This window comes from Pseudomonas sp. DCA-1, assembly GCF_046523955.1.
GTDB lineage: Bacteria > Pseudomonadota > Gammaproteobacteria > Pseudomonadales > Pseudomonadaceae > Aquipseudomonas > Aquipseudomonas putida_Y.
Genome location: NZ_CP169881.1, coordinates 1,913,741 through 1,931,529 on the forward strand (window position 1 = coordinate 1,913,741; position 17,789 = coordinate 1,931,529).

General features: G+C 63.4%; 16 protein-coding genes. 9 read left to right on the top strand and 7 right to left on the bottom strand.

Going from position 1 to position 17,789, the window contains the following annotated elements:
* The first annotated feature begins 70 nt into the window (after positions 1-70).
* Positions 71-1,132 (top strand): AraC family transcriptional regulator, encoded by a 1,062-nt coding sequence (locus ACE4QZ_RS09175; RefSeq protein WP_028697761.1) that lies wholly within the window; start codon positions 71-73, stop codon positions 1,130-1,132.
* Here the strand turns inward: ACE4QZ_RS09175 and ACE4QZ_RS09180 are convergent.
* On the bottom strand, positions 1,089-2,543 hold the full coding sequence (locus ACE4QZ_RS09180; RefSeq protein WP_021783436.1) for a TrkH family potassium uptake protein: 1,455 nt from the start codon (positions 2,541-2,543) through the stop codon (positions 1,089-1,091). The genes ACE4QZ_RS09175 and ACE4QZ_RS09180 overlap by 44 nt on opposite strands.
* 102 nt (positions 2,544-2,645) lie before the next feature.
* Between ACE4QZ_RS09180 and ACE4QZ_RS09185 the strand changes: the two genes are divergently transcribed.
* Entirely contained in the window at positions 2,646-3,203 is a 558-nt protein-coding gene (locus ACE4QZ_RS09185) for a nitroreductase family protein (protein WP_021783437.1), read from the top strand.
* Between the two features lie 129 nt (positions 3,204-3,332).
* On the opposite strand, the gene ACE4QZ_RS09190 is transcribed toward ACE4QZ_RS09185, so the two are convergent.
* The 5 genes from ACE4QZ_RS09190 to ACE4QZ_RS09210 all read right to left on the bottom strand — a co-directional run bounded on the left by ACE4QZ_RS09190 (position 3,333) and on the right by ACE4QZ_RS09210 (position 7,023).
* Complete coding sequence (locus tag ACE4QZ_RS09190; protein WP_101196523.1) at positions 3,333-4,673, bottom strand: sensor histidine kinase; 1,341 nt, start codon at positions 4,671-4,673, stop codon at positions 3,333-3,335.
* Between the two features lie 58 nt (positions 4,674-4,731).
* Positions 4,732-5,148, bottom strand: a complete 417-nt coding sequence (locus ACE4QZ_RS09195) for a Spy/CpxP family protein refolding chaperone (protein ID WP_021783439.1) — start codon at positions 5,146-5,148, stop codon at positions 4,732-4,734.
* Positions 5,149-5,307: 159 nt separating this feature from the next.
* Entirely contained in the window at positions 5,308-5,985 is a 678-nt protein-coding gene (locus tag ACE4QZ_RS09200) for a response regulator transcription factor (RefSeq protein WP_021783440.1), read from the bottom strand.
* 143 nt (positions 5,986-6,128) lie between these two features.
* Positions 6,129-6,428, bottom strand: coding sequence for a YciI family protein (locus tag ACE4QZ_RS09205; protein WP_021783441.1), 300 nt, complete (start codon positions 6,426-6,428; stop codon positions 6,129-6,131).
* 1 nt (position 6,429) lies between these two features.
* The gene (locus tag ACE4QZ_RS09210) at positions 6,430-7,023 is read right to left on the bottom strand and encodes a septation protein A (protein WP_021783442.1); all 594 of its coding nucleotides are present in this window, start codon (positions 7,021-7,023) and stop codon (positions 6,430-6,432) included.
* A 67-nt stretch (positions 7,024-7,090) separates the two neighbouring features.
* Between ACE4QZ_RS09210 and ACE4QZ_RS09215 the strand changes: the two genes are divergently transcribed.
* The 6 genes from ACE4QZ_RS09215 (at position 7,091) to ACE4QZ_RS09240 (ending at position 13,590) form a co-directional block, all read left to right on the top strand.
* The gene (locus tag ACE4QZ_RS09215) at positions 7,091-7,951 is read left to right on the top strand and encodes a PHP domain-containing protein (protein WP_021783443.1); all 861 of its coding nucleotides are present in this window, start codon (positions 7,091-7,093) and stop codon (positions 7,949-7,951) included.
* A gap of 13 nt (positions 7,952-7,964) precedes the next feature.
* Entirely contained in the window at positions 7,965-8,594 is a 630-nt protein-coding gene (locus ACE4QZ_RS09220) for an L-threonylcarbamoyladenylate synthase (protein WP_033730170.1), read from the top strand.
* A 110-nt stretch (positions 8,595-8,704) separates the two neighbouring features.
* Complete coding sequence (locus ACE4QZ_RS09225) at positions 8,705-9,445, top strand: segregation and condensation protein A (protein WP_410480456.1); 741 nt, start codon at positions 8,705-8,707, stop codon at positions 9,443-9,445.
* The gene (scpB, locus tag ACE4QZ_RS09230; protein ID WP_021783446.1) at positions 9,432-10,199 is read left to right on the top strand and encodes an SMC-Scp complex subunit ScpB; all 768 of its coding nucleotides are present in this window, start codon (positions 9,432-9,434) and stop codon (positions 10,197-10,199) included. The genes ACE4QZ_RS09225 and scpB overlap by 14 nt, the downstream gene beginning before the upstream one ends.
* A 265-nt stretch (positions 10,200-10,464) precedes the next feature.
* On the top strand, positions 10,465-11,532 hold the full coding sequence (gene rluB, locus ACE4QZ_RS09235; RefSeq protein ID WP_103462177.1) for a 23S rRNA pseudouridine(2605) synthase RluB: 1,068 nt from the start codon (positions 10,465-10,467) through the stop codon (positions 11,530-11,532).
* A 639-nt stretch (positions 11,533-12,171) separates the two neighbouring features.
* Positions 12,172-13,590 carry an amino acid permease gene (locus ACE4QZ_RS09240; protein ID WP_181005296.1) on the top strand — a complete coding sequence of 473 codons (1,419 nt, stop codon included), beginning with the start codon at positions 12,172-12,174 and terminating at the stop codon, positions 13,588-13,590.
* A 138-nt stretch (positions 13,591-13,728) separates the two neighbouring features.
* Here the strand turns inward: ACE4QZ_RS09240 and ACE4QZ_RS09245 are convergent, their stop codons facing one another.
* Entirely contained in the window at positions 13,729-14,613 is an 885-nt protein-coding gene (locus ACE4QZ_RS09245) for a LysR substrate-binding domain-containing protein (protein WP_021783450.1), read from the bottom strand.
* 152 nt (positions 14,614-14,765) lie between these two features.
* Here ACE4QZ_RS09245 and ACE4QZ_RS09250 point away from each other — a divergent pair, with 152 nt between their 5' ends.
* On the top strand, positions 14,766-17,786 hold the full coding sequence (locus ACE4QZ_RS09250) for an FAD-binding and (Fe-S)-binding domain-containing protein (protein ID WP_103462179.1): 3,021 nt from the start codon (positions 14,766-14,768) through the stop codon (positions 17,784-17,786).
* The last annotated feature ends 3 nt before the right edge of the window (positions 17,787-17,789 follow it).

Here is a 17,789-nt window from a genome sequence, read left to right on the forward strand (position 1 = left end):
CAGTGACAATAGGCGCCAAATGAGTATCCTTGGGGTTCACCGCTGGAGCGGTTGGTAAAAGAAGCCTGTCATGAGCGAAAGAACAACGTCAGCCAGTTGGGCATCAGGGATCGTGAAGGCACTTGAACTGGAAGGGCTGGATTGCAGAGCCATGTTCAAGCAGTTGGGGCTGGACTTTGCCGCCCTCGATGACCCTGATGCACGTTTCCCTCAAGATTCCATGACCCGCCTCTGGCAACTGGCGGTGGAGCTGTCGGGCAATGAGGCCATCGGCCTGAACATGGCACGGGTGGTCCGCCCGGCGTCGTTTCATGTGGTGGGCTATGCGTTGATGTCCAGCCGCACCCTGGCCGAGGGCTTCGAGCGTCTGGTGCGTTACCAGCGCATCATCGCCGAAAGCTCCGATCTCAGTTTCGTCCTCGGCGCCGAGGGCTATTCGCTGATTCTGACCGTGCACGGCGACCACCTGCCGCCGACCCGGCACAGCGCCGAAGCGTCGCTGGCCTGTGCGCTGGCGCTGTGCAAATGGCTCAGTGGCCGGCCGGTCCAGCCGCGGCGGGTACTGGTGCAGGGGCCGCAGCCGAAGAATGTCGAGCCTTACAAGGTGGCGTTCCATTCACCGCTGGTGTTCGGCGCCCCACATGATGCGCTGGTGTTCGAGCGGGCCGACATGGAAGCGCCGCTGCCGACCGCCAACGAGGCCATGGCGGTGCTGCACGACCGGTTTGCCGGGGAGTACCTGGCACGCTTCTCCGAAAGCCGGGTCAGCCACCGCGTGCGCCAGGTGTTGTGCCGCATCCTGCCGCAGGGTGAGCCCAAGCGCGAAACCCTGGCCCAGGCCCTGCACCTGTCGCAGCGCACCTTGCAACGGCGGCTGCAGGAGGAAGGCACCAGCTTCCAGACCTTGCTTGACGACACCCGCCGTGAACTGGCCGAACAATACCTGGCCCAGCCGGGCATGACCTTGCTGGAAACCGCCTATCTGCTGGGCTTTGCCGACCCCAGCAACTTCTATCGTGCGTTCCGCCGCTGGTTCGATGCCACGCCCAGCGAGTACCGCGCCCGTCTGGGCGCGGAGGGCGAAGTGCTCAGTGACGCCAGAACGCCGGCATGCACAACACCAGCACCGTGATGATTTCCAGGCGACCCAGCAGCATGCCGGTCGCCAGAATCCATTTGGCTGCGTCAGGCAGCGTGGCGTAGTTGCCCGACGGGCCGATCACTTCACCCAGGCCCGGGCCTACACCCGAAACCGTGCCAGCCGCACCGGTCAGCGCGGTCATCCAGTCCACGCCCAGCAGCGACAGCAGCAGCGCCATGACACAGATGGTGATGGCGAAGAAGAACGAGAACGTCAGGATCGAACGCACGATGTCTTCGTCGAGGCGATGGCCGTTGTATTTCTGCTTGATCACCGCGCGCGGGTGAATCAGCTGGTTGAGGCTGGCCTTGAGCAGGATGTAGGCCACCTGGAAGCGGAAAATCTTGATACCGCCTGCGGTCGAGCCGGAACAGCCGCCAACGAAGCCCAGGTAGAAGAACAGCATCAGCGAGAAGTTGCCCCACAGGCTGTAGTCACCCAGAGAGAAGCCGGTGGTGGTGACCACCGAGGTCACGTTCAGCGCTACGTGGCGCAAGGCATCGAGCCAGTGCAGGTCGGTGCTGTACCAATACCAGGTCCCCAACACCAGCCAGGTGGCGACCAGCATGCCCAGCAAGCCTTGCACCTGCTGGTCGCGGATCAGCGCCTTGCGGTTGCCGCGCAGGGTGGCTACGTAAAGGGTGAACGGCAGGCTGCCCATGATCATCACCACCACTGCAACCCAGTGCACGGCCGGGATATCCCATTTCGCCAATGACTGGTCGGAGGTGGAGAAACCGCCGGTAGAGATTGCCGACATGGCGTGGTTTATTGCATCGAACGGGCTCATGCCCGCCCACCAGAAGGCCAGCGCGCCCAGTATCGAGAAGCCGACGTAAACCCCGACGATCGACTTGGCGACCATGTGCGAGCGCGGCATGACCTTTTCCGAGCGGTCGGACGATTCGGTCTGGAACAGGCGCATGCCGCCGATGCGCAGCAGCGGAAGGATCGCCACCGCCATGGCGATGAAGCCGATACCGCCGAGCCAGTGCAGCATCGAGCGCCACATGAGGATGCCCGGCGACATGTTGTCGAGCCCGCTGAGCACGGTGGCGCCGGTCGCGGTGATGCCTGACATGCTTTCGAAGAAGGCGTCGGTGTAGCTGATGTGCTGGGTCAGCAGGAACGGTAGCGCGGCGAACACGCACACCACCAGCCAGCTGCTGACGGTCAGCAGGTACATGTCGCGCGGGCGCAGGTGCACATGCTCGGGGCGCCCCTGCACCACCAGGGCCAGGCCGGCGATGAAGGTGATCAGGCTCGACCAGAGAAACGACGGCATGTCGCCGGTGCGCTCGAAGATCACCAGGGTCGCCATGGGCACGGCCATGCTCACGGCCAGCGTAATCAGGAAGATGCCGATGATGAAACCAATGATCCTTAAGGTCGGCAACGCCATGTGATCTGCTCAGACTCGAAACGGAAGGGCGCCATTCTACCTATGGGTCTGGTGATGTAAACGCTAGAATGGCCGCACATTCAACTGCCAGGAGGGTAGCCGATGGAGGCTCTCGACGCATTGCTCAACCGTGTTTCCGTGCCACGCCTGACCGACCCAGCGCCCAATGCCGCCCAGCGCGAGGCGCTGTTCCAGGCTGCCCTGCGCGCCCCGGACCACGGCCAGCTGCGGCCGTGGCGTTTTCTTACCATCGAAGGCCAGGGTCGCGAGAAGCTGGGCGAGTTGTTCGCCGAAGCCTTGCAGCACAAGGGCGATGCCAGCCAGGCAGCCTTGGACAAGGCCCGTGCCATGCCGCTGCGGGCGCCATTGTTGATCGTGGTGGTGGCCAGGTTGCAGGACCACTTCAAGGTGCCCAAGTCCGAGCAACGCCTGGCGGCGGGCTGTGCGGCGCACGGTATTCTGATTGCTGCGCACGCGCAGGGGATCGGCGCGGTGTGGCGTACCGGTGACATGGCTTTCGACGCCCATGTGCACAAGGGGTTGGGGTTGGCCGAGAACGAGGAGCTGATTGGCTACCTGTATGTCGGCACGCCGCTGACCGAGCCGCGTACGGCGCCGGTGCTGGCAACTGCCGATTTCGTCAGTGGCTGGGGTGAGTAGGGCTGCCTTGGGCTGATTCATGTATCAAGGCTTCTGGCCTCTTCGCAGGTATACCCGCTCCTGCAACAGCATCCACATCCCCTGTAGGAGCGGGTTTACCCGCGAAGAGGCCAGGCGCCGTTACACCCATCAACTGCCTGCCGCTTCAGCCAAGGGCAACTCCAGCCTGGCCACAAACCCACCCTGTGGATGATTCTCCAGCACCAGGCTACCGCCGTGGCGCTCCGCTGCCTTGCGCGCAATCGCCAGCCCCAGGCCATGCCCCGGCGCTGCCTGCCCCGGCGCGCGGAAGAACGGCTCGCCCAGTTGCGTCAGGTGCTCCGCTGCCGCCCCAGGCCCATGGTCACGTACGCTGATCACGATGCGGTCCTGCTCGCGTGCGGCGCTGACCTCGATCGGCTGGCCGACCGGGTTGAAGCGCAGGGCATTGCGCAGCAGGTTGTCCACGGCCCGCTCTATCAGCGTTGGCCAACCCTGCAAGCTCAACCCCGGCTGCGCCTCCAGGCGCACGTCCTGCTCCGGCGCGCTCAGCAGGGCGTCCTTGCGCACGCTGCCGAGCAAGGCATTGATGTCGACCGGTTCGGCATGAGCCTGTTCGGCATCCACTCGGGCCAGGGCGAGGATTTCGCTGATCAGGTCTTCGAGGCGGTCGCACTCGCGGGTCAGGCGTGGCCACAGCGCTTGTCGCTGCTCAGGCTCGGCGCGTTCGGCCAGGGCCAGGGCGATACGCAGCCTGGCCAGCGGCGAGCGCAGTTCGTGGGACACATCGCGTAGCAGTTGGCGCTGGCTGCCAATGGTGCTTTGCAGGCGTGCGCCCATCTTGTTGAAGTCCTTGGCCAGCACGCCAAACTCGTCGCGCCGCGCTGCCAGCCGTGCCAGGCTGTTCTGCTGATAGGTGGTCTGGCCCAGGTCGTGTACGGCGCTGCGCAGGCGGCTTAACGGACGGGTTATGGACAGCGTCACCAGCAGGCTGAACAGGGTCAGCACGACCAAGGCAATGCCCAGTGCGCTGAGAGGCCACAGCAGGCTTTCACGGTGCCAGGCATCCAGCGCCGGGTGGGGAATGCGATAGATCAGCAAGTAGGTTTCGCCGGTGTCGGGGCTGGTGTATTCCTCGGTCAGCCGGCGCCATGGCAAGCGCCGCTGGTCATTGTGCTGGCGCGCTTCGAAGGCTGCCGCACGGCGTGGGAAGGTACCCGGCACCACGGCCTCACCGCTATCGTCGAGCACCTGCACGTCGATCTTGTAGCGGTCCTTGCGTCGTTCCAGAAAGTGCTGGGCCGCCTCCAGGCCTTCCTGCTCATAGTGCTTGGTCCACTTGCTGGCCAGGGTATTCAGGCCCGGGTGGCGGCTGAGGATCCAGGCGTCCTGGTTGAGCATGTGCCCCAGCAGGATCGACAGGCCTGCGACCAGGGTGATGGCCAGCCAGAAACTGGCCAGGATGCGCCAGAACAGAGAACGCAAGTGCACCTCCTAAACGGGAAAAGCCCGGCCCGCAGTGATGCGGACCGGGCAGGGGGCGAACAGCTTACTGGGCCTTGGCGCCTTTTTCAGCTTTCCAGGCCTGGAACTCCTGCCACTCGGCTTTCTTGGCGGCGCGTTCCTTTTGCAGTTCATCGAACTTCTTCTGCTGGTCAGGCTTGAGCAGGTTGCGCACCGCGCTGTCGGTCTTGTCGCGGCTGGCTTTCAGCTCGTCCTTCATGGCCTTCTGGTCGGCGGCCGGCAGCTTGGACAGGTAGCGCTCGGTGATGTCGCGGCGTTGCTGCATCTGCTCGCCCATCAGCTTGCCAATCTGCTGGCGCTGCTCGCGGCTCAGGTCCAGTTGGTGGAAAGGCGCATCACCGCGATGATGCGGGCCGTCGTGGCGCGGGCCGCCGTCAGGCATGGCCATGGCCACGGTCGGCAGAGCGGCAGCGAACATCAGGGCGATAAGGGTCTTGCGCATGGTGTCTCTCCTTTCATAGGCCGGTGATTACCGGATGAGCACAGTCTAGGGAGATCACCGTCAAGCGCAGTCAGGGGAGGGTAAAGGCAACGTAAAGATGATTGGCCCGAGCAGGTAGGGCCTTGTGCCGCGAATGGAGCGCGCAGCGGCACCGGTGTTTTACAGGCAGTAGTAATAGCCACGGCTACGCAATGCCACGATGCGTGGCCGGCCATCGGCGTGTGGGCCGATCTTCTTGCGCAGGTTGCTGACATGCATGTCCAGGCTGCGGTCGTACAGGGTCAGTTTGCGGCCCAGGCCGATCTGCGCCAGCTCCTGTTTGTCCAGCGGCTCGCCGGGCTGACGCAGCAGCGCCTCAAGAACACGGCTTTCGGACAGGGTCAGGGTCATTTCGCGGCCATCGATGCTGACCACGCCGCGCGCAGGGCTGTAGACGAGGTCACCCAGCTCCATCTGGCTGGTCGTGGCGGTGGGGTGGCTGCGGCGCAGCACCGCGCGCAGGCGGGCAGTGAGCTCACGCGGGTCGCAGGGTTTGGCCAGGTAATCGTCGGCGCCCAGTTCCAGGCCGAGAATGCGGTCCAGCGGCTCGCCGCGGGCTGACAGCATCAGCACTGGCAGCTCGGCATGCTCGCTGCGCAGCTGCTTGAGAAGCTCCAGGCCACTGCCGTCGGGCAACATCACATCCAGTACCACGGCAGCAGGGGCATGCTCAGCCAGGGCCTGGCGTGCGCTCTGGCCATCGTGGCAGGCACGCACGGAAAACCCTTCCTGGGTCAGCCAGCTGCCGAGCAGCTCGCACAGTTCCTGGTCATCATCAATCAGTAACAGCTCGCTCATGACTCACTCAATTCAACCAATGACGGCGGTGATTCGGCCCGCCAGTGGCAAAGATACCGCAGACTGATGACCTGAGTATAACTGCTGGTACCGCGCGGCCCTCTTCGCGTGTTTACCCGCGAAGAGGGCCGTGCCGTCTCAGGTCAGGGCAGTACTTGCTTGAACGGCTTGACCACAACCTTGTCGTATACGCCGGCAGCGATGTACGGGTCGGCATCGGCCCAGGTCTGCGCCGCCGCCAGCGACTCGAACTCGGCAACGATCAGGCTACCGCTGAAACCCGCTTCGCCCGGGTCGTTGCTGTCGATTGCCGGGTGCGGGCCGGCCAGCACCACGCGGCCTTCGGCCTTGAGCTGCTGCAAGCGGTCGATGTGCGCCGGGCGGGCAGCCAGGCGCTTTTCCAGGGAGTTTGCGACGTCGCTGGCGATAATGGCGTAGAGCATGTCAATCCTTGGGTTTGGAGGTAGAAGGGTCATCGTGCAGGTGGCGCGACAGGTACACGCCTTGCGCCACCAGGAAGATCACGGTCATGCCCAGGCTGCCGAACACCTTGAAGTCCACCCAGAAGTCCTGGAAGGTGAAGGCGACGAACAGGTTGGCCGCGCCGCAGAACAGGAAGAAAGCGATCCAGGCCAGGTTCAGGCGCGCCCAGATGGCGTCAGGCAGGGTCAGGGCGTGGCCCATGATGCGCTTGATCAACACCCGGTCGCCGATGAAGTGGCTGCCGGCAAAACCCAGGGCGAACAGCCAGTTCACGACGGGGGCCTTCCACTTGAGGAAGGTTTCGCTGTGGAAGGTCAGGGTCAGGCCACCGAACACCAGGCAGGCGATCAACGTCAGCCACTGGCCTTTTTCCAGCTTGCGCTGGCGCAGGAACAGAGCACCGTACACGACCAGCGAGCTGACGATCAGCATGGCTGTGGCGCTGTAGATGCCGCCAAAATCGAAGTGATGGCCGGCGACTTCCATGGGGCGCGGGTCGAGCTTGTAGACGATGAAGAACAGCAGCAGCGGGATGAAATCGATGAATTGTTTCACAATGGCAGCCAGAATCGGGATGTGACGGCATAATAACAAACATCGATTCCAGCGAAAGCGCTCCTCTATGAATGTTGATCTGCACTGTCACAGCACGGCCTCCGACGGCGCCCTGTCGCCTTCGGTACTGGTTGCCCGGGCTCATGAGCACGGGGTGCAAGCGCTGGCACTGACCGACCATGACACCCTCGAAGGCCTGGCCGAAGCGCGCCAGGCCTGCGCTGACCTGGGGATGCGCTGGGTCAGCGGGGTGGAGCTGTCTTGCACGTGGGGCGGCGCGACCATCCATGTGCTGGGCTATGACTTCCCGCTCGACGCACCGCCGTTGCTGGCGGCGATTCAAGCGTTGCACAACGGCCGCTGGCTGCGCGCCGAAGAAATCGACAAACGGCTGGCGGCCAAGGGCATGCCCGGCACGCTTGAAGGCGCGCGCGCCGTGCAACACGAACTGGGTGACAGCGGCAACGCCCCGGCGCGACCGCATTTTGCCGAGTATCTGGTGCGTGCCGGGCACGTCAAGGACCGTGGCGAAGCGTTTCGCAAGTGGCTGGGCGCCGGCAAGCTGGGCGACGTCAAGCAGCACTGGCCGACGCTCGACGAAACCGTTGCCACGCTGAGGCAGTCCAACGCTTGGGTGAGCCTGGCGCATCCCATGCACTACGACCTGACACGCAGCAAGCGCAGGCGGCTGATTGCCGACTATATTCAGGCAGGAGGGCAGGCGCTTGAAGTGGTCAACGGGATGATGCCTGCCGAGCAAGTGGGCACCATGTCCATCCTTGCCCGTGAGTTCGGCCTGCTGGCAAGCGCTGGCAGTGACTTCCACGGCCCCGGCACCTGGGGCGAGATCGGTGCCTATCGGCCTTTGCCCGAGGATCTGCCACCTTTGTGGCGTCGATTCAGCCATGAACAGCCTTTGGCGCTATGAACAGGAAGACTACGTGAGCCAATTTTTCCAGATTCATCCGGAGAACCCACAAGCGCGCCTGATAAAACAGGCCGTCGAGATCATCCGCAAGGGTGGCGTGGTGGTGTATCCGACGGATTCGGCCTATGCGCTGGGTTGCCAGATCGGCGACAAGTCGGCAATCGAGCGGGTACGGCGCCTGCGCGGGCTGGACAAGTCGCACAACTTCACCCTGATGTGCTGCGACATGTCGCAACTGGGGTTGTATGCCAAGGTCGACACCGGCACCTTCCGCTTGCTGAAGGCGCATGTGCCGGGGCCTTACACTTTCATCCTCAACGGTACGCGTGAAGTGCCGCGCCTGCTGTTGCACGATAAGCGTCGCACCATCGGGCTGCGTGTGCCGGACCACGCCATCACCCTTGCATTGCTGGCCGAGTTGGGCGAGCCACTGATGAGCGTAAGCCTGATCCTGCCGGGCGACAGCGAGCCGATGACCGACCCTTACGAGATTCGTGAACGGCTGGAGCACCATGTCGACCTGGTGATCGATGGCGGGTTCGGCGACCTCAAGGCGTCGACCATCATCGACCTCTCCGGTGAGGAACCGGAACTGATCCGCGAAGGTTGTGGCGACCCCACGCCATTCCTGGTCAACGCGTGAGCCAGCTGGAAGCGCTTGAGGCGTCGGCCGAACGGGCCGAGGAGCCTCGGCAACTGCAGCTGGCGCTGGTCTATGGCGAAGCCCTGACCGAGCTGCCGCTGGACCTGTACATTCCGCCGGACGCCCTTGAAGTCATCCTCGAAGCTTTCGAAGGCCCGCTGGACTTGCTGCTGTACCTGATCCGCAAACAGAACATCGACATCCTCGACATCCCTGTTGCCGAAATCACCCGGCAGTACATGGGCTATGTAGAACTGATGAAAAGCGTGCGCCTTGAGCTGGCCGCTGAATACCTGGTGATGGCTGCCATGCTGGCCGAGATCAAGTCGCGCATGCTGCTGCCGCGCTCCGCCGACGTCGAGGAGGAGGAGGGTGACCCACGCGCCGAGCTGATCCGCCGCCTGCAGGAGTACGAGCGTTTCAAGGCCGCCGCCGAGGGCATCGACGAATTGCCACGGGTCGGACGCGAGGTGGTGGTACCGCGCCTGGAAGCGCCGCAGGCCAAGGTACGCAAGCTGTTTCCTCAGGTCAGCCTGGAAGAGCTGCTGGTGTCCATGGCCGAGGTGATGCGCCGCAACGACCTGTTCGAAAGCCATCAGATCACCCGTGAGACCTTGTCCACCCGCGAGCGCATGAGCCAGGTGCTGGAGCGCCTCAAGGGCGGTGCCTTTGTGCCGTTCATCGCGCTGTTTGCTGCCGAGGAGGGCAAGCTCGGTGTGGTGGTGACCTTCATGGCCATTCTCGAACTGGTGAAGGAATCGCTGATCGAACTTGTGCAGAATGAACCTTTCGCCGCCATTCACGTGCGGCTTCGCCCGGCGCCAGTTGAAGAACCCGATGAACCTGAATGAACCCCGCGACCTGGCGTCGCTGATCGAAGCCTTCTTGCTCGCTTCGGGCAAGCCGCAATCCCTGGAGCGCCTGTACGAGCTGTTCGAGGAGGCCGAGCGCCCTGAGCCCAAGGTGTTCAAGCGGGCCCTGGAGGTGCTGGGCAAGTCGTGCGATGGCCGTGCCTTCGAGCTCAAGGAGGTGGCCAGCGGCTATCGCCTGCAGATTCGCGAGGATTATGCCCCTTGGGTCGGGCGCCTGTGGGAAGAGCGCCCGCAGCGCTATTCGCGAGCGCTGCTTGAGACACTAGCCCTGATTGCCTACCGCCAGCCGATCACCCGTGGTGAAATCGAGGATGTGCGGGGCGTTGCGGTGAACAGCAATATCATCAAGACCATGATGGAGCGCGAGTGGATTCGCGTGGTCGGCTACCGCGAAGTGCCCGGGCGGCCGGCGATGTTCGCCACCACCAAGGCGTTTCTCGATCATTTCAACCTCAAGAGCCTTGAGGACCTGCCGGCCTTGGCCGAGCTGCGCGAAATGGAACCAGAGCCGCAACTCGACCCGGATGATGCGCCGGTGCCTGCGCACCTTCAGGCGTTGGCGGATGCCAGCCTTGGGGAGGAGGAGGTTGGTGAGCCGAGAGAGGAGACCAGCTTCCGTAGCCTGTTGGTGGAGCTGGATGCCATGGAAGACGGCTTGAAAACCGATTTTGATGATTTGCGGGGAGAAGAGCCTGAGCCTCCGGTGGAGGAGGAGATCAAGGCGCAGCCCTGATTGATCTGTTGCCTGTGCTGGCCTCTTCGCGGGCACGCCCGCTCCCACAGGGGTATCACAGGTCCCGAAGGTTGCGCGTACCTGCAGGGGCGGGCGTGCCAGCGAGGTGGCCAGCACAAAGCCCATTGGGCAGAAAATCATGCCCAGCCCCACAAAACCCTCTACCCTCCAGTGCGTTCCCCTGATGAACCGCGTATGATGCGCGGCCTTTTGGCGCGTTCGTCGCCAGAACCCTGTTTTCATTCCTACACCGGGAGGTGCCCAGATGAGTGAGCAAGACCTGAAAGAAACCGAAATCACCCCGCCATCCGGCGAAAAGCTGCAGAAAGTGCTGGCGCGCATTGGCGTGGGCTCGCGGCGTGATGTCGAGGCCTGGATCAGCCAGGGTCGCATCAAGGTCAACGGCGTCGAGGCTACCCTTGGCCAGCGCGTCGACCTGCACGACGCCATCGCCGTGGACGGCAAGCTGATCAAGCGCGAGGAGGCCGCCGAGGCCACCCGCCGGGTGATCATGTACAACAAACCCGACGGCGAAATCTGCACCCGTGACGACCCGGAAGGGCGCCCGACCGTGTTCGACCGTTTGCCACGGCCAAAAGAAGGCCGCTGGATCAACATCGGCCGCCTCGACATCAACACCACTGGCTTGCTGTTGTTCACCACTGACGGTGAGTTGGCCAACCGCCTGATGCACCCGTCCTACGAGATGGACCGTGAGTACGCGGTACGTGTGCGTGGTGAGGTCGATGACGAGATGATCGAGCGCCTGAAAGCCGGCGTAATGCTGGAAGACGGCCCGGCCAAGTTCACCGATATCCAGAAGGCACCGGGTGGCGAAGGCTTCAACCACTGGTACCACTGCGTGGTGATGGAAGGTCGTAACCGTGAGGTGCGCCGCCTGTGGGAATCCCAGGGCATGGTGGTCAGCCGCCTGAAGCGTGTGCGTTTCGGCCCGGTGTTCCTCAATTCCGACCTGCCGATGGGCCGCTGGCGCGAAATGACCCAGGGCGAAATCGACATCCTCGCCGCCGAAGTAGGCCTGCAGCCGGTTGCGCTGCCAGCCATGAAGCTCAAGGCCAAGGACAAGATGGAGCGCCTGCAGCGCAAGTCGACCCGCCCGCTGGGCCGTGGCGAGCGCGTGCGCAACCTGCGCCCGGCCCACGAAGGAGCCGCGACTAGCGAACGTCCGGCGCGTCAGCCGCGTGAAGAAGCCCCGCGTAAACCCACCCGTGGCAGCACGGTGGCTGAGCGCCCGAGCGAGATGCGCAAGCGTGCGGGCAAGCCTGAGGGTGACAAGCCGGCAGGCCGTGGTCGCGGCAAGCCGCGTGGCTGATAAGCCAGCGTGGTGATCAAGGAACCAGCCTTCGGGCTGGTTTTTTTATGCCTGCGGGAATGTGGCCAAACGGCCCAAGATATTGAACAAAAAGAATTTTCGGACGACTGGCAAGTTCTTGATCCGCCCTGTAAAGAAATCTGTACGAGCCTGGCCGTTTTCAGTCCATGTTTCAGATCAAGCCCGTTCGTGTAAACAAACCTTGCCGGCGCCTCTGTGCCAAAGCCGCCGTCATGGCGCCAGCCACCCTTGCCCAAACCCCCGTCCCCACGGTGTTATAGCCGCCATTGCCTTGTGCACGAGCCCGCCCACAGAGCCGGGCTGACAAAACAACAAATGGAGGCGCCATGTACGCCGATCACTCCGCCTTTGAAGGCCTGTACCACAGGAACGCTGCGTTTTTCCGAGAGGAAACGATGCAACGCGTTGACGCCTGCGCGTTTGCAGGGGTATACAGTGCGCCGCGTTTTACCTGTGACTCTCTTGCGTACCGCGCACTCTTGATCACGCCTGGTTGACCCGCTCCGGCGGCACCTGAGGTCAAGAAACCCAAGGTAACCACCTTGCCCATTCCGCTGCGCCACGAGCGCGGTGGGTCCGATTCCGTCACAGATAAAAACAATGCAGGTGACTTCGTTCATGAGTGGACAAAACATGCATTCAGGCGAGCTAAAGCGGGGCCTGAAGAACCGCCATATCCAGTTGATCGCCCTCGGCGGTGCGATTGGTACCGGCCTGTTCCTCGGCTCGGCAGGCGTGATGAAATCCGCCGGCCCGTCGATGATCCTTGGCTACGCCATCTGCGGCTTCATCGCCTTCATGATCATGCGCCAGCTGGGTGAAATGATCGTCGAAGAGCCGGTGGCCGGCTCGTTCAGCCATTTCGCCCACACCTACTGGGGTGGTTTCGCCGGCTTCCTGTCGGGCTGGAACTGCTGGGTGCTGTATATCCTGGTGGGTATGTCGGAGCTTTCGGCGGTCGGCAAGTATGTCCACTACTGGTGGCCGGAGATCCCCACCTGGGTCACGGCGGCAGCCTTCTTCGTGCTGATCAACGCCATCAACCTGATGAACGTGAAGTTCTTCGGTGAAGCCGAATTCTGGTTCGCCATCATCAAGGTGGTCGCCATCGTCAGCATGATCGGCCTGGGTGCCTACCTGCTGACCAGTGGCAGCGGCGGCCCTGAAGCCACCGTGGCCAACCTGTGGTCACACGGCGGCTTCTTCCCCAATGGTGTCAGCGGGCTGGTAATGGCCTTGGCTTTCATCATGTTTTCCTTTGGTGGCCTGGAAATGCTCGGCTTCACCGCCGCCGAGGCCGACAAGCCAAAGACCGTGATCCCCAAAGCGATCAACCAGGTCATCTACCGCATCCTGATCTTCTATGTCGGTGCCCTGGTGGTACTGCTGTCGCTGACCCCGTGGGACACCCTGGTCGCCAGCATCGACGCCTCGGGTGGCAGCTATGGCAGCAGCCCGTTCGTGCAAGTGTTCTCGCTGCTGGGCAGTGACGTGGCTGCCAACCTGCTGAACTTCGTGGTGCTGACTGCTGCGCTGTCGGTGTACAACAGCGGCACCTACTGCAACGCCCGCATGCTGCTGGGTATGGCCGAGCAGGGCGATGCCCCGGCGGCGCTGGCCAAGGTCGACAAGCGTGGTGTGCCAGTGCGTTCGATCCTGGTGTCGGCAGCCGTGACCTTCGTTGCCGTGCTGCTGAACTACCTGATGCCGCAAAACGCGCTGGAACTGCTGATGTCGCTGGTCGTGGCCACCCTGGTCATCAACTGGGCGATGATCAGCTACTCGCACCTGAAGTTCCGTCAGCACCTTGACCGTACCGGCCAGAAGCCGCTGTTCAAGGCGCTGTGGTACCCGTACGGCAACTATGTGGTGCTGGCCTTCGTGGTGCTGATTCTCGGCATCATGCTGATGATCCCGGGCATCCAGGTGTCGGTGTATGCGATCCCGGTGTGGCTGCTTGCGATGTTCGTGGTGTACATGGTCAAGTCGCGTCGCCGGGTTGATGCGGGCGGTGCTGTTGAGACTGTGGCCAAGTAAGGCGCCATAGACGGTATGTGAAAACCCGGAGTCAGGTGACTGGCTTCGGGTTTTTTGTTATCTGTGTGGGCCCTTTTGCGGGTGAACCCGCTCCTACAGGTACAGCGTTGCCCTCAAGTCAGGTGATCCCGCCAAAAATCAGATCTGCTCCAGCAACCAGCCTCTGAATGCCCGCAACGACGGCAGCGCCTCATTCCTCGGCGGGTAGATCAGGTAGTAACTGCGCTGGCTGGCAAACGCCACGCCCGGGCTGTACAGCTCTCCCTTGGCCAGTTCCTCCTCCACCAATATGCGCGGCACCAGCCCGATCCCGATCCCGGCACGTACCGCCTGGATCAGGTGCGAGGTCAGCTCGAAGCTAGGCCCCAGCCGCATCGCACGATGCGGCAAGCCATGATGGGAAAACCACTCGCCCCACGCATGCGGGTTGTTGGCCACATTCAGCAGCACCTCTTCGCTGATCCTGGCCGGGCTCCAGCCCTGGCTGTCGGCGCCGGCCTCTGGCGGCAAGATCACTACCAGTTCTTCGGCATGCAGGCGATGGCAGACAAGCCCCGGCAGGTCGTGGCTGGCCACACCGATGGCGGCATCGATTTCGCTGGTGTCGAAGTTGATGGTTTCAATGCGTGAATGAATGTGCACCAGCATGCCCGGGTGAGCGCTGTAGAACGCATGCAGCCTCGGCAACAGCCATTTCGAGCCGAATGTTGGCAGGGTAGCCAGGCGCAAGGTGCCCACCCCCGATTGATAGGCCAGTGCCTGCAAGGTAGCGCTGCGGATGCGCCCCAGTGCCTCGCTGAGCTCGCGCTGGTACAGGCGGCCGACATCGGTCAGTTGCACCTGGCGCCCCTCGCGACGGAACAGTGTCAGGCCCAACTGCTGCTCCAGGGCCTGTACCTGGCGGCTGACCGCGCTTTGGGTCAGCGACAGTTCGGCGGCGGCGCGGGTGTAGCTTTCATGCCGGGCGGCGGCCTCGAAAGCCAGCAGCAGTGACATGGATGGGGTCAGGTGGCGGTAATTCATTCATAAAAGTCATTGATAGCGGCAGGATTATCCGTTTGCCCCTGACGCGAAACTACAGGAACATTGGCCTATACGTCATCCCTGCATGCTTGAACCCATGCTGGAGCGACAGGTATCCCGTGATCTAGCCAATATCAAGAGGCCTTCCTTCGATGATCGCCCAGCTGTCCACCGTTGCACCGAGCGCCAATTACCCCGAATTCCTCGAAGCCCTGCGCAACAGCGGCTTCCGTGGTCAGATCAGTGCCGACTACGCAACCCGCACGGTACTGGCCACCGACAACTCGATCTACCAGCGTTTGCCGCAGGCGGCGGTATTCCCGCTGGATGCCGACGATGTGGCACGGGTCGCCACGCTGATGGGCGAGCCGCGCTTCCAGCAGGTCAAGCTGACCCCGCGCGGTGGTGGCACCGGCACCAACGGCCAGTCGCTGACCGACGGTATCGTCGTCGACCTGTCGCGGCACATGAACAACATTCTCGAAATCAACGTGCAAGAGCGCTGGGTGCGGGTACAGGCCGGTACGGTCAAGGACCAGCTCAATGCTGCGCTCAAGCCGCACGGGCTGTTCTTCGCCCCTGAGCTGTCCACCTCCAACCGCGCCACGGTCGGCGGCATGATCAACACGGATGCCAGTGGCCAGGGCAGCTGCACCTACGGCAAAACCCGCGACCACGTGCTGGAGCTGCACAGCGTGCTGCTCGGTGGCGAACGCCTGCACAGCCTGCTGATCGACGATGCCGCGCTGGAGCAGGCCTGCGCCGCGCCGGGCCGGGTCGGTGAGGTGTACCGCATGGCCCGGGAAATTCAGGAAACCCAGGCCGAACTGATTGAAACCACCTTCCCCAAGCTCAACCGTTGCCTGACCGGCTACGACCTGGCGCACCTGCGCGACGAGCAGGGCCGCTTCAACCTCAACAGCGTGCTGTGCGGCGCCGAGGGCTCGCTGGGCTACGTGGTCGAAGCCAAACTCAACGTGCTGCCGATTCCCAAGTATGCGGTGCTGGTCAACGTACGCTACACCAGCTTCATGGATGCGCTGCGCGATGCCAATGCGCTGATGGCGCACAAGCCGCTGTCGATCGAGACGGTCGACTCCAAGGTGCTGATGCTGGCGATGAAAGACATCGTCTGGCACAGCGTTGCCGAGTACTTCCCGGCGGACCCCGAGCGCCCCACGCTGGGCATCAACCTGGTGGAGTTCTGCGGCGACGAACCGGCCGAGGTCAACGCCAAGGTGCAGGCGTTCATCCAGCATCTGCAAAGCGACACCAGCGTCGAGCGCCTGGGCCACACCTTGGCCGAAGGCGCCGAGGCAGTCACCCGCGTCTATACCATGCGCAAGCGCTCGGTGGGCCTGCTGGGTAACGTCGAAGGCGAAGTGCGCCCGCAGCCGTTCGTGGAAGACACCGCGGTACCGCCAGAGCAATTGGCCGACTACATCGCCGATTTCCGCGCACTGCTCGATGGCTACGGCCTGGCCTATGGCATGTTTGGCCACGTCGATGCCGGCGTGCTGCATGTGCGCCCGGCACTGGACATGAAGGACCCGGCGCAGGCTGCGCTGGTCAAGCCGATTTCCGACGCCGTTGCCGCGCTGACCAAGCGTTATGGCGGCCTGTTGTGGGGTGAGCACGGCAAAGGCCTGCGCTCGGAATACGTGCCCGAGTACTTCGGCGAGCTGTACCCGGCCTTGCAGCGCCTGAAGGGCGCCTTTGACCCGCACAACCAGCTCAACCCGGGCAAGATCTGCACACCGCCGGGCAGCGCCGAGGGCCTGACCCCGGTCGATGGCGTGACCCTGCGCGGCGACCTTGACCGCACCATTGACGAGCGCGTATGGCAGGACTTCCCCAGCGCCGTGCACTGCAACGGCAATGGCGCCTGTTACAACTATGACCCCAACGACGCCATGTGCCCGTCGTGGAAGGCTACCCGCGAACGCAAGCATTCGCCCAAGGGCCGCGCCTCGCTAATGCGCGAGTGGCTGCGCCTGCAGGGCGAGGCGAACATTGATGTGCTGGCTGCGGCGCGCAACAAGGTGTCGTGGCTCAAGGGCCTGCCGGCGCGTCTGCGCAACAACCGCGCGCGCAACCAGGGCCAGGAAGATTTCTCCCATGAAGTGTACGACGCCATGGCCGGCTGCCTGGCGTGCAAGTCGTGCGCCGGGCAGTGCCCGATCAAGGTCAATGTGCCGGACTTCCGCTCGCGCTTCCTCGAGCTGTACCACGGCCGCTACCAGCGCCCGCTGCGTGACTACCTGATCGGCTCGCTCGAGTTCACCATCCCCTACCTGGCGCACGCACCGGGGCTGTACAACGCGGTGATGGGCTCGAAGTGGGTGAGCCAACTGCTGGCCGACAAGGTGGGCATGGTCGACAGCCCGCTGATCAGCCGCTTCAACTTCCAGGCTACCCTGACCCGTTGCCGCGTTGGCATGGCCACGGTGCCGGCCCTGCGCGAGCTGACCCCGGCCCAGCGCGAGCGCAGCATCGTGCTGGTGCAGGACGCCTTCACCCGCTACTTCGAAACGCCGCTGCTGTCGGCCTTCATAGACCTTGCCCACCGGCTGGGCCACCGGGTATTCCTGGCACCGTACAGCGCCAACGGCAAGCCGTTGCACGTACAGGGTTTCCTTGGCGCATTTGCCAAGGCAGCGATCCGCAACGCCACGCAGCTCAAGGCCCTGGCCGATTGCGGCGTGCCGCTGGTGGGGCTGGACCCGGCGATGACGCTGGTGTATCGCCAGGAGTATCAGAAAGTGCCAGGCCTGGAGGGTTGCCCGCAGGTGCTGCTGCCGCAGGAATGGCTGATGGATGTGCTGCCCGAGCAGGCGCCGACCGCACCGGGCAGTTTCCGCCTGATGGCGCACTGCACCGAGAAGACCAACGTGCCGGCCAGCACCCGGCAGTGGGAGCAGGTGTTCGCCCGTCTGGGGCTGAAGCTGGTGACCGAGGCCACGGGTTGCTGCGGTATGTCCGGTACCTACGGGCACGAAGCCCGCAACCAGGAAATCTCTCGGGTCATATTCGAGCAGAGCTGGGCGACCAAACTGGACAAGGAAGGGGAGCCGCTGGCGACCGGTTACTCGTGCCGTAGCCAGGTCAAGCGCATGACCGAGCGGAAGATGCGTCACCCGCTTGAGGTGGTGTTGCAGTACGCTCAGCGCTAAGTT